The 12054-nt window shown below is 59.4% G+C and carries 11 protein-coding genes; 4 read left to right on the top strand and 7 right to left on the bottom strand.

Annotated elements, in window-relative coordinates; translation table 11 throughout:
* Positions 1-18: 18 nt before the first annotated feature.
* Positions 19-1431, top strand: a complete 1413-nt coding sequence (locus tag ACXYMP_RS05985; RefSeq protein ID WP_458904974.1) for an FAD-binding oxidoreductase — start codon at positions 19-21, stop codon at positions 1429-1431.
* Positions 1432-1586: 155 nt separating this feature from the next.
* On the opposite strand, the gene ACXYMP_RS05990 is transcribed toward ACXYMP_RS05985, so the two are convergent.
* Both ACXYMP_RS05990 and ACXYMP_RS05995 read right to left on the bottom strand, forming a co-directional pair.
* A complete protein-coding gene (locus ACXYMP_RS05990; RefSeq protein WP_298570454.1) occupies positions 1587-2126 on the bottom strand; it encodes an adenine phosphoribosyltransferase in 540 nt (179 codons plus the stop codon).
* Between the two features lie 71 nt (positions 2127-2197).
* The gene (locus ACXYMP_RS05995) at positions 2198-3067 is read right to left on the bottom strand and encodes an S-methyl-5'-thioadenosine phosphorylase (RefSeq protein WP_458904976.1); all 870 of its coding nucleotides are present in this window, start codon (positions 3065-3067) and stop codon (positions 2198-2200) included.
* Between the two features lie 161 nt (positions 3068-3228).
* Here ACXYMP_RS05995 and ACXYMP_RS06000 point away from each other — a divergent pair, with 161 nt between their 5' ends.
* Positions 3229-4863, top strand: coding sequence for a SulP family inorganic anion transporter (locus tag ACXYMP_RS06000; RefSeq protein WP_298570452.1), 1635 nt, complete (start codon positions 3229-3231; stop codon positions 4861-4863).
* A 6-nt stretch (positions 4864-4869) separates the two neighbouring features.
* On the opposite strand, the gene ACXYMP_RS06005 is transcribed toward ACXYMP_RS06000, so the two are convergent.
* Both ACXYMP_RS06005 and ACXYMP_RS06010 read right to left on the bottom strand, forming a co-directional pair.
* On the bottom strand, positions 4870-5529 hold the full coding sequence (locus ACXYMP_RS06005; protein ID WP_458904979.1) for a CatB-related O-acetyltransferase: 660 nt from the start codon (positions 5527-5529) through the stop codon (positions 4870-4872).
* 99 nt (positions 5530-5628) lie between these two features.
* Entirely contained in the window at positions 5629-6234 is a 606-nt protein-coding gene (locus ACXYMP_RS06010) for a flavin reductase family protein (RefSeq protein ID WP_458904981.1), read from the bottom strand.
* 71 nt (positions 6235-6305) lie between these two features.
* Here ACXYMP_RS06010 and ACXYMP_RS06015 point away from each other — a divergent pair, with 71 nt between their 5' ends.
* Positions 6306-6824 (top strand): GNAT family N-acetyltransferase, encoded by a 519-nt coding sequence (locus ACXYMP_RS06015; RefSeq protein WP_298570449.1) that lies wholly within the window; start codon positions 6306-6308, stop codon positions 6822-6824.
* Here the strand turns inward: ACXYMP_RS06015 and ACXYMP_RS06020 are convergent.
* Both ACXYMP_RS06020 and ptsP read right to left on the bottom strand, forming a co-directional pair.
* Positions 6808-7149 carry a hypothetical protein gene (locus tag ACXYMP_RS06020; protein ID WP_298570448.1) on the bottom strand — a complete coding sequence of 114 codons (342 nt, stop codon included), beginning with the start codon at positions 7147-7149 and terminating at the stop codon, positions 6808-6810. The two genes, ACXYMP_RS06015 and ACXYMP_RS06020, sit on opposite strands and share 17 nt — an antisense overlap.
* A gap of 101 nt (positions 7150-7250) precedes the next feature.
* Positions 7251-9497 (bottom strand): phosphoenolpyruvate--protein phosphotransferase, encoded by a 2247-nt coding sequence (gene ptsP / locus ACXYMP_RS06025; protein WP_298570446.1) that lies wholly within the window; start codon positions 9495-9497, stop codon positions 7251-7253.
* Between the two features lie 404 nt (positions 9498-9901).
* Between ptsP and ACXYMP_RS06030 the strand changes: the two genes are divergently transcribed.
* Positions 9902-10582 (top strand): hypothetical protein, encoded by a 681-nt coding sequence (locus ACXYMP_RS06030; RefSeq protein ID WP_458904984.1) that lies wholly within the window; start codon positions 9902-9904, stop codon positions 10580-10582.
* Between the two features lie 173 nt (positions 10583-10755).
* Here ACXYMP_RS06030 and ACXYMP_RS06035 read toward each other — a convergent pair whose 3' ends face one another.
* Entirely contained in the window at positions 10756-11991 is a 1236-nt protein-coding gene (locus ACXYMP_RS06035) for an aspartate kinase (protein WP_298570444.1), read from the bottom strand.
* Positions 11992-12054: the final 63 nt, after the last annotated feature.

Consider the following 12054-nt stretch of genomic DNA (forward strand, 5'->3'; position numbering starts at 1 on the left):
GCCAGCAGTGGGGCTTTGATGGGTGAACTGAACTCTGTCGATGATGCGTTCGAAGCACGGCTGCGGGCCGCGTTGCCCGACGATGTGATTCGACCACTGACCCCAGCCTATCTTGAAGAACCGCGCGGGCTGTTTCACGGGCGCGGTGGTCTTTTGGTGGCGCCGTCCACGACCGAAGAAGTCGCGACCACGATCCGGGCCTGCGCCACAGCGCGTGTGCCAGTCGTCCCCTATGGCGGCGGCACCGGTCTGGTCGGCGGGCAGGTCATGCCCGTTGCGCGCGCCGTAATCCTGAGCCTTGAGCGTCTGACCCGCATTCGGGCCGTCCACCCCAGCGAAAACGTGTTGGTTGCCGAAGCGGGTGTCGTGCTGGCCGATGTGCAAGCTGCCGCCGCAACAGCTGACAGGCTGTTTCCACTGTCACTGGCGTCCGAAGGGTCGTGCCGGATCGGAGGCTGCTTGTCGACAAATGCAGGTGGCGTCAATGTCTTGCGCTATGGCACCGCACGCGACCTGTGCCTTGGGGTCGAGGCCGTGTTGCCCGACGGATCGGTGCATCACGGACTGAAACGCTTGCGCAAAGACAACACGGGGTTCGATTTGCGCGGCCTTCTATGCGGGGCAGAAGGCACGTTGGGGGTGATCACCGCCGCCAGCCTGCGGATGTATCCCCGCCCCGCACAAACTGGCACTGCGATGGTGTCCGTGCGTGACCCTCAAGCCGCGCTGGATCTGCTTGCCATGGCGCAGGCACAACTGGGGCAGGGGATCAGCGCGTTCGAACTGATCAAGGGCACCGGGTTGAAATTTCTGAGCGCGACGGGGTTTGGGCACAACCTGCCGTTTCAGGCGATCCCGAATTGGTCCGTTCTGATCGAGCTTGGCCTTGGTCCGTCGCAGGATCCAGAAGCCGAACTTGCCGCGCTTTTCGACACGGCGCATTCAGCGGGGGTGGCGCAGGATGGCATCATTGCCCAAAGCATCCGGCAGCGAGACGCCCTTTGGAAGCTGCGCGAGGATATCCCATGGGCCAACAAGGCCATCGGGTCAATCAGCTCGCACGATATCTCGTTGCCTTTGTCCGCGATCCCGACGTTCTTGCAGGATGCTGACAAGGCGCTGGCAGCACTTGGACCGGTCCGCGTGAATGCTTTTGGCCACTTGGGCGACGGCAATTTGCATTACAACGTCTTCCCACCCGAAGGACAGACGGCAGATGATTTTGCGCCGCTGCGCCAGCGCGTGCGAGATATCGTTTATGGGTTGGTTCATCAGGCCGATGGCTCGTTCAGTGCAGAGCACGGCGTCGGGCGACTGAAGGCACATGAGCTGCGCCGCTACGGTGACCCGGCCCGCCTGTCGGCCATGCGCCGCATCAAGGATGCGTTGGACCCGCAGGGGATCATGAACCCGGGTGTCATATTCGAATAGCTCACCATTTGGTTGCTAAAAGCAATCAATAAGTTGCAATTGAAAACGCCCCGCCGGGGTGAGGCGGGGCGTTGCACGATTGGTCATGCTAGCAAGCAGCGCCTGAACTCCGGTCAGGCAGGAACAGGATTAGCGAGTCGAAGTTAACGAGAGGTTCACAGCCCGTCGAATTCGCACAGAACATGGACATCCATGCCCATATCCTCGATCAGCTTGCGCCCACCCAATTCGGGCAGGTCGACGATAAAAGCGCAACCGACGATCTCGCCGCCCAACCGCTCGATCAGTTTGATACCAGCCTCGGCGGTACCGCCCGTCGCAAGCAGGTCATCGACCAACAGGATCTTCTCGCCGGGTTGGATCGCGTCGTCATGAATTTCCACCACCGCCTCGCCATATTCCAGCGTATAGGATTGTGACAGCGTGGCACCGGGCAGCTTGCCCTTCTTGCGGATCGGCACGAAGCCAAGGGTCAGTTGGTGCGCAATCGCGCCACCTAGAATGAAACCGCGCGCCTCGAGCCCGATCACCTTGTCGATCTGCATACCCGCATAGGGATGCAGCATCTGATCGACCGCCATACGAAACCCGCGCGGGTCGGCAAAAAGCGTCGTCACATCGCGAAACAGGATGCCCTCATGCGGGAAGTCGACGATGGTGCGGATATAGTCCTTGACGGTCTTGCCCTTGTTCATGGAAACGCCTTTCGCAGAAATGGTCGGATACGGTTTGGCGCAAACCAATCAGTGACGCAAGGGGCGCATCGTCACAACACCCGCCCCGCAACCGCGTCCAGCTTGGCCAAAAGCGCTGGGTCGCGTTTGTCCGGGGCCGTCATGATCGCCATGTCCAGAGCGCGGTCACACCCATGCGGGCAGGGTGCGCGGTCGGCCCCCAGAAGTCCCGGCAGACCGGCCACCATCCGGCGCGCTTTGCCCCCGTTGCCGGTCAAGGTTGCGATGACTTGCGCCACGTCAACTTCGTCATGATCGGGATGCCAGCAATCGTAGTCTGTGACCATGGCGACCGAGGCGTAGCAAAGCTCGGCTTCTCGGGCGAGCTTCGCTTCGGGCATATTCGTCATGCCGATCACATGTGCACCCCACTGGTCACGATACATCCGGCTTTCGGCCAGCGTCGAAAACTGCGGGCCTTCCATCGCCAGATAAGTGCCACCCTCGTGAACCGTGACACCCGCATTGCGGGCCGTCGTCGCACAGGCCGCCGACAGGCGCGGGCAGGTGGGATGGGCAAACCCGACATGGGCCACACAGCCCGTCCCGAAAAAGCTTTTCGGCCGCGCGAATGTGCGGTCAATGAATTGATCTACAATGACAAAATCGCCCGGCGCCATGTCTTCGCGGAACGACCCACAGGCCGAAACGCTGATCACATCCGTCACGCCCAAACGCTTGAGCGCGTCGATATTGGCACGATAGGGCACATCGGACGGGGCGTGCACATGACCCCGGCCGTGACGCGGCAGAAAAGCCATCTTCACACCGTCCAGCGTGCCTGTCAGAACCTGATCAGACGGGATGCCCCAAGGGCTGTCAACGCTCTGCCAGCGCGCGTCTTCCAGCCCGTCAATCTCGTAAACGCCGGATCCGCCGATGATCCCGATATGCGTGTCCATGCCAGCCTCCGTTTTGCCAAGTGGCGTCACCCTAGCGCGCGGTCGGTCCTGTTGCCATGCGGCAATTGCAGGTCGGTATCCTGTTTGGGGCATTGTTTACGCTACCGAATGCCTGTAGTCAGCGCACATCGCGAACAGATTTCCCCAAACGAGGTGCCCCCATGCCCCGAGCCCTTTTGGCACGTTATGCCGCCCGTATTGAACGCCCCGATCTGCGCCTGTCGCAGTCCGAAGAGCTGACGCCCAACCGCATCAAGATCGAGATCCTATCGGGCCTGACCGTCGCCTTGGCGTTGGTGCCGGAAGCGGTAGCTTTTGCCTTCGTGGCCGGGGTGCACCCGCTGGTAGGGCTTTACGCGGCGTTCATGGTCGGGCTGATCACCGCGGTGATCGGCGGACGGCCGGGTATGATCTCGGGGGCGACCGGGGCGCTTGCCGTCGTGATGGTCGCGCTGGTGGCCGAGCACGGCGTCGAATATCTGTTCGCAACGGTTATTTTGATGGGGCTGCTGCAGGTTTTCGCGGGGATCATGCATTGGGGCAAGTTCATCCGCCTGGTGCCCCATCCCGTCATGCTGGGCTTTGTGAACGGGTTGGCGATCGTGATTTTCCTGGCGCAGTTGACCCAGTTCAAGAACCCGGACAACACCGAACAGTGGCTGACCGGGCTACCCCTTATCAGCATGTTGGGTCTTGTGGGGCTGACCATGGTTGTCATTTGGGGGATGCCGAAACTGACCAAGGCGATCCCTGCGCCACTGGCCGGAATTGGGCTGGTCGCCGGGATCGTTATTGCCTTTGGGATCGACGTGCCGACGGTGGGCGATTTGGCCTCGATCAAAGGGGGACTTCCCAGCTTCCACCTTCCGTTTGGGCAGGGCGAGGGGATCTATCCCCCGGCGCTGCTTGCACCGTTCAACCTTGATACGCTTTGGATCATCCTGCCCTATGCGGTCATTCTGGCCGCAATCGGTCTGATCGAAAGCCTGCTGACTCTCAACCTTGTGGGTGAAATGACAGGCCATCGTGGTGGCGCGTCACAGGAATGTATCGCGCAAGGCACCGCCAATGTCGTTACGGGTTTCTTCGGCGGCATGGGGGGCTGTGCGATGATCGGCCAGTCGATGATCAACGTGAAGTCCGGCGGGCGCACGCGGATCGCTGGTATCGCAGCGGCGGTGTTCTTGTTGCTGTTCATTGTGGCGGCGTCATCGTGGATCGAGATGATCCCGTTGGCGGCCTTGGTGGGCGTGATGTTCATGGTGGTGATCGGCACATTTGCGTGGAACTCGCTGACCATCTTGCGCCGGGTGCCCAAGACTGACGCGTTCGTCATCCTGCTGGTGACGGCGGTCACGGTCTATGAAGACCTTGCAGTGGCTGTTGTCGTGGGGGTGATCGTATCTGCGCTGGCCTATGCGTGGAACGCGGCGGCGCGTATCCACGCGGTGACGCGCGACGAAGATGGCGCCAAGGTCTATGACGTGGAAGGCCCGCTTTTCTTCGGTTCGGCCGATGGATTTGTAGAGCTTTTCGACGTTAAAAGTGACCCCGATCTGGTGGTCATCGAATTCGCCCGCTCGCGTGTGGTCGACCAGTCGGCCCTGCAAGCGATCGAGGCGGTCGCATTGAAATACGAGGCGGCCGGCAAGAAGATCCAGTTGCGCCACCTGAGCCGGGATTGCCACAAATTGCTGAAAAAAGCAGGTCACCTGATGGTCGACAGCGACGACGACCCCGATTACGAGGTTGCCGCCGACTATTCGGTTCAGACCGGTATTCTGGGCAGCCACTAAGCGCTGTCACCGACCGGGTGGGGCCAACACCTCTAAGACATCCAGATCGCCCGCTTCCAGAGCAATCCGCGCGCGGGCGATCTGATCCGTGGGCCAGTCCCACCACGCAAGTCGGTTCATCCGGTCGATGTCAGGGGTGGGCAGGCGCATTTTGACGATCCGGGCTGGATTGCCCGCTACGATGGCATAGTCCGGAACGTCTGTGCGCACGACAGATCCGGCCCCGATGATCGCGCCGTTTCCTATGCTCACCGCGGGGCAAACCAATGCGCCATAGCCCAGCCAGACATCGTGGCCGATGCGCATGTCCCGGCTGTCTGGTTGCGCCATCTCCTCCTGATCCAGCGCGAAAATGCCAAAGGGGAAACTTGTCAGCCCCGCATAGGCATGGTTCGCCGAAGCTGTGATGAAGCGCACCCCGTGGGCGATCTGGCAGAACTTGCCGATGATCAAGCGCCCTTCGGACATCGGGAATTGATAGGGAGCCAACCGCGCCGCCCAGCCTTCGGGCGGGGGTGGGTCGAAATCCGAGGCATAGGTGAAGTCGCCAACCTCGATATTTGGCTGGTCGATAACGTTGGCTAGAAAGACAGTGCCGTGATGGACTGATCCATCGGGCAAGGTAACGGGGTGGACGCGCGCGGCGTCTGGCATGACAAACGGCATGGGATCTCCTTCGGGGATGCATAAGGTGGAAATCAGGCCGTTTTGTTCATGTCACCCTCCATTGTGCGCCTTCAGTTTAACAAGCGCACGCGACACCGTCTATTCGTCCGGACGTTTCAATGAAAACTTGTCTGTCACGACGGTGTAGTCACGATATCCAAGCCGCGCCAAGGGACGTGCGCGGGTGACGTCGAAGATCCCCCCGACCAGACAATCGTCGCGCAGATGAATGCCTGTTACCTCGCCAAAGCAGACCAGATTTTCAGCGCCGCGCAATCGGGTGATCTGGGTCAGTTTGCATTCCAATGCCGCGGGAGCTGCCGGCAGGCGCGAGGCTGCAATGGTCGTGCAGTCGACCCGCTCTAGCTTTGCCAGGGCAATTTCGTCCGAATCGCGTGGATAGCTGCCGGATGAGATGTTCATCGCATCGGCCAGGTCTTCCCCGACCATATGCACGCAGAAGACACCTGTCGCCTGAATGTTGTCGATCGTGTCCTTCCCCAACGCGCGATCGGATTTGCGCGAAGTGGTGGCGAACATGACCTGTGGCGGGTCATATGCCACCCCGTTGAAGAACGAATAAGGCGCAAGGTTTTCTGACCCATCCGCATCGCGGGTTGTGATCCAAGCGATCGGGCGCGGGACGATCAAGGCATTGAACGGGTTATGAGGCAATCCATGACCGTTTTTCGGCTCATAAAACACGTGCTTCTCCCTTCCTTTTTTACGCCCTGCCGTGATAGCAGCAAAGGAAGGCAGAAGACGAGGGGCAGCAGGTGTATCACCTGACAGAAGAAACCGACGACGACTGGTGGGAAGTCGAAGCGTTGTATGATCTATGCTTTGCGCCCGGACGCGAGGCGCTGTCATCTTATCGGTTGCGCGATGAAGTCGCTCCGGTCGCGTCTTTGTCGCTTGTCGCGCGTGACGCAGACGGGATTTTGGCGGGCGCCATCCGGTATTGGCCGATCCGCATCGTCGAAGAAGGTCAGGATCATGCGGCCCTTCTGTTGGGTCCGGTCGCGGTCCACCCCACCCGGCAGGGCGAAGGATTGGGTGGACTGCTGATCCGAGAAAGCCTGGCCCGCGCCCAAGCGCTTGGCCTCACCCGTGTGATGCTTGTCGGAGACGCGCCATATTACGCGCGATTTGGGTTCACACGTCTGGACGGGATCAAGATGCCACCTCCAACCAACCCCGAACGTGTGCTTGGGTATGACGTGGCGCGTGGTGCATGGCACGGCGTCAAAGGTGTCGTGACGCGCGTTACCACGCCCATTACGGCTGGCGCCTGACCGACGAGAACACGCAGACATTCACGGGCGGCGTGGTTTGGCGCGCCATTCGTTCAAGACGGTTCTGCCAGCCAATGCCTTGGCTTTGCTGCGGCCATACCAAGGCGTGCCAATGGCGCGAGCTTGGTTGATCTTGGTTTGGCGTCTGTGCGGCCACAGGTCGTTTAGGGGCCGCATAGGTCAACAAACCGAACCCTAACAGAGTCATCACACCAAAAATGGCATAGGCTAAAATTGCCAGCACCATTCCGTTTTCCTGTGTGAAAGCAAAGGCGGCGGCAAGTGACCCGGTGAAAATTCCGGTAAACAGGATGCGGAACGGCATAAGGTATCTCCTTTTTCTCCGTTCCACCTTTGTTCAAAAAACTGAAAAAACTCCTAAGATGCGCAAAATTTTACACAGCTTTTTGCGTTTTCTTGGCGATTTTAGGTTCGCCGCCGCGTCAGCCATTCCAGGACAGCCGGCCGAACCGACTGCGCACCAGACAAGCGGGCTTCGTCGATGACCTCTTTCAGGTCTCCGATATTCGTGCGTCTTATCAGGTGTTTGACTGGTCCGATCGAGGCCGGTCTCATCGAAAGTTGACGTAATCCCAAGGCGGCAAAACAGACGGCTTCGATCGGTCGCCCTGCGTCTTCGCCACAAAAGCTTAGGGGCGTGCGCGCGACCTCGCACCGGGTGATGATTTCTTCAATCAGGTTCAAAAACGATACATTCAGCGTGTCATACCGACGCCGCACCCGTTCGTTTTCACGATCCGCGGCATAGAAAAACTGCTTCAGATCATTGCCGCCGATCGAAATGAAGTCCGCCATCTCAAAGAACTGTTGCGGCGCAAAAACCATCGACGGTGTTTCCAACATGGCGCCGATTTCGACAGTTTTGGGCAGGATGTGACCCAAGTTGCGTTCGCGTTCGATCTCGGTCAACAGCATCTCGCGGGCGTCACGAAATTCGTCAAGCTGTGCGATGAACGGGAACATCACCGAAAGCTCGCGCCCCGCAGCCGCGCGGATCAGTGCTTGCAGCTGCATCCGCATGACACCGGGTTTGTCCAACCCGACGCGGATCGCGCGCCAACCCAAGGCGGGGTTCGGTTCGTCCAGCGGGTTCATGTAAGGCAAGACCTTATCAGACCCGATGTCGAGCGTGCGGAACGTCACGCGCTTGCCCTTGGCGGCATCCAGAACGCGGGCATAAGTCGCGGCCAGATCGCCGCGCCGGGGGATTTTGCTGACCGTCAGGAATTGCAGTTCGGTCCGAAACAGCCCGACACCCGCCGCGCCAGAGTTTTCAAGCGACGGCAGATCGGCCATCAGACCGGCATTCATATGCAGCTTGATTTCAGTGCCACACAGGCCCATCGCCGGTTTGTCGCGCAGGCTGCGGTATCGTTCCTGTTGGGCGGCCTCCATCGCCATCTTGTCGCGAAAGGCGGTCACGATCGTTTCTTCAGGACGCAGGTGCACCACCCCGGTTTCGCCGTCGACAAGAATGTGGTCGCCGTTCAACGCCTCGGTCGAGATGCGACCGGCCTGAACGATCAACGGGATCGCCAAGGCCCGCGCCACAATCGCGGCGTGACTGGCAACCGAACCTTCCTCCAGCACGATTCCGCGCAGGCCACGGCCGTATTCCAGAAGCTCTCCGGGTCCGATATTGGACGCGATCAGGATCGGGTTCTCAGGCATTTCAGCGCCGGTTTCCTTCCCCTGACCGGTCAGGATACGGAGCAGGCGATTGGAGAGATCGTCCAGATCATGAAGCCTTTCGCGCAGGTAAGCATCAGGCACCTGACCCATGCGGGTGCGCGCGGCAGACTGTTCTTTTTCGACCGCCGCTTCCGCGGACAACCCGCGTGAGATATCTTCTTGCATGCGCCGCATCCAGCCCTTGGAGTTGGCAAACATGCGATAGGCCTCAAGGACCTGCATCTGTTCCTTGTCTTTGGTCAAAGTGTTCGCCAGAAGCTCGTCGACGGACACGCGCAGGATTTCAACCGCCTCTGTCAGGCGCACCAGTTCAGCGTCGGGATCGTCGGCCACCGGATTGGTGACGACCACACGGGGTTCGTGCAGCCAGACATGCCCTTCGGCAGCCCCTTCCTGACCGATGCCACCCCGGAAGGTGGCGGGCCGCTGGTGCAGGGCCCCCATCGCTTCGCCTTCGCCCACGAAGGCGCCCAGTTCGGTCATTTCAGCCAGCACCATGGCCACGACCTCGATGCCATAAAGCTCGTCCGCTGAGAACTCGCGCGCATCTTTTGATTGGATGACCAAAACGCCCAGCGTTTCGCCAAGGCGCTGCACAGGCACGCCAAGAAAGCTGGAATAAATCTCTTCGCCTGTTTCCGGCATGTAGCGAAAGCCGCGTTCAGATGGCGCATCTTTGGTGTTGATCGGGCGCCCGCGACGGGCGACGCGACCAACTAGCCCTTCCCCGATGCGCAGTCGGGTTTGGTGAACCGCTTCTGCATTCAGACCTTCTGTGGCGCAGAGCTCGAGCGTTTCACTGTCGCGAAACAGATAGATCGAGCAGACCTCGACCCCAAGACTTTTGGCGATCAACGATGTGATCCTGTCCAGACGCTCTTGCCCCTTGGACGCCGCTGCGAGCGTTTCGCGCAGGCTGACAAGCAATTTGCGACTGTCGCTTAGCTGGCTTTCTGCCATTCTTACCGTTCCCTGTTTTCCGCGGACGGAGTCACACCACCCCGATTTGGGCGGCGCGTCCAGTCCCTTGGACGATCCCTATCGTAGTGCGAAGGCGCGGCCTTTGCCAGAAGCTCCTTGCCCCTGATTGGCGAAAAACGGGTACAGCACGGCAACTTGTCGCGCAGGTGCCAAGTGTTTGGGCAACATGCCTGTTGTGGCGTCAAAGCATAAGCCTGAGCTGAGGCGGATTTTATACTCTGCCAATGGGTAAAGCCAAACATGCCTAGGGTTGGAGCTGCCACGATTTAGGTGCCGCACCCAGATCTAACTTGTCCGAGCCTTTCCCCTTCTGAGGCGCGATAGAGCCAGTCAGATATTCATGCTAAAGTGGTGATTGTGTCGTCCATGAGGGGAATATCGCCATGCATAGGTTTACGAGCACCTTATTTTCACTTTTGCTCTGGGTTTTTCCGGGCCAGGTCCACGCGCAGGATTTTTCTTCTGATGCGTTCGACGCCAAGGCCTATGTATCTGATCTGAACGTTGTTGCGGAAATCTGGAAGCAAGACGAGCTATCCAATGCCGATGTCTCTGTCATTGCGTCTGTCGGCTGTGGTCTTGTTCGCAAAGTCGCAGCCGACGAACTTTTGCTAAACACGGCCAATTGGTTCGAAACGGTGGAATATCCCGAACCCAACGTGATTCAAGAAACGGGGATCGAAGAATTCGTCGCTTTCGAGGTTGCGGAGTTTAGGAAAGCTGGCGCGACGGACGCTGCAATCGCTTTGGTGGAGCAAGCCTTGTTTGATCGCGTTTCGATGCCACTTGAAGCTCCATTCATTGACAAGGACCTTTTGATAGAAAGTGACGTTGAGACAAGCTTTTGTAACGCACGCTTTCTTGGAGGTGTGGATCCAAACGCCCCAGCAGGCGAAGCCGAAGTGTTTCTCGCGGCAGCGGCCACCGATGTGATAGTAGGCACCACTACGATTGCGATTGACGTGCTGATAAGCATGGGGTCAGGCGGTATGGCTGCGGGCATTATGACGATCCTGTCCGGGGGCGTCGGATATGATTTGATTAAGAAGGGCTTGGGTGGTTAATGCACGGCGATCTCGAAGCTTGGTTTGAACAAGGTTACAAGCGAGACCAGTGCGATAAGACCATACTGATTTGGTTCCGTCACAGAAGGTGAATTTGCGTCTGAACCGCCCAAAAAAAAACGGCCCCGCCCTTCGGCGAGACCGCTCTCAATACACATTAAAGCCAGTTCGGCTTAGGCTTTCTCCAACTCGAACGCGTCGTGCAGCGCCTGCACGGCCAGTTCCATATATTTGCGGTCGATCAGCACCGAGATCTTGATTTCGGAGGTGGTGATGACCTTGATGTTGATGCCCTCGTTTGACAGCACCTGGAACATCTTGGCGGCAATGCCCGTGTGGCTGCGCATCCCGATGCCAACGACCGAGATTTTAGCCACGTCCTTGTCGGCCACGATGTCGTGGAAATTGATGTCACCGCGCGCTTTCGCGTCGGCCATTGCCTTTTCCGCACGTGCCACCTGATCAACGGGGCACGAGAAGGTCATGTCCGTGCGACCCTCTTCCGAGATGTTCTGAACGATCATGTCCACGTTCACGCCGGCCTCAGCCAGCGGGGTGAAGATGGCGGACGCGATGCCGGGGCGGTCGGCCACCGAAATCAGGGTCATCTTGGCCTCGTCGCGCTGATAGGCGACACCGGCAACAACTTTACTTTCCATGATATCCTCCTCGTCGCAGACCAACGTGCCTGCTTCCGGGTCATATTCTTCGAAGCTCGACAAGACGCGCAGCTTCACCTTATAGCGCATCGCCAACTCGACCGAGCGGGTTTGCAGAACCTTTGCGCCCAGCGAGGCAAGCTCCAACATCTCTTCGAAGGCGATGCGGTCCAGCTTGCGGGCCTTGTCCGAGATGCGCGGGTCTGTCGTGTAAACGCCGTCCACATCGGTATAGATATCGCAGCGCTCCGCGCCAAAGGCCGCCGCAAAGGCCACGGCTGTGGTGTCTGACCCACCGCGTCCTAGCGTGGTGATGCGCCCCTCTGGGCTGATCCCCTGAAAGCCTGCGATCACAGCCACTTTCATGCCTTCGCTGAACTTGGCTTTGATGTTTGCCGGCGGAATGTCTTCGATGCGCGCTGTTGAATGGGCGCTGGTGGTTTGCACCGGCACTTGCCAGCCCTGCCAGCTGCGTGCGGGCACGTCCATTTCCTGCAGGCGCAGCGCCATCAGGCCAGCGGTCACATTCTCGCCCGAGCTCACCACCGCGTCATATTCGCGGGCGTCAAACAGCGGCGAGGTTTCTTCGACCCAGCCCACCAGCTCGTTGGTGCGCCCCGACATGGCCGACACGATGACGATCACGTCATAGCCGTTCGCCACCTCACGTGCGACCCGTTTCGAGGCCCGGTGGATCCGGTCCAGCGTGGCGACCGAGGTGCCGCCGAATTTCATCACCAGAATAGGCATCTTAGCCCTGAACCCCGTCTGTGTTTTTGCGTCCGGGCGTGTTTAGGGCGTGAGGGGCAAAAG

It is taken from the genome of Aliiroseovarius sp. CAU 1755, from assembly GCF_054482655.1.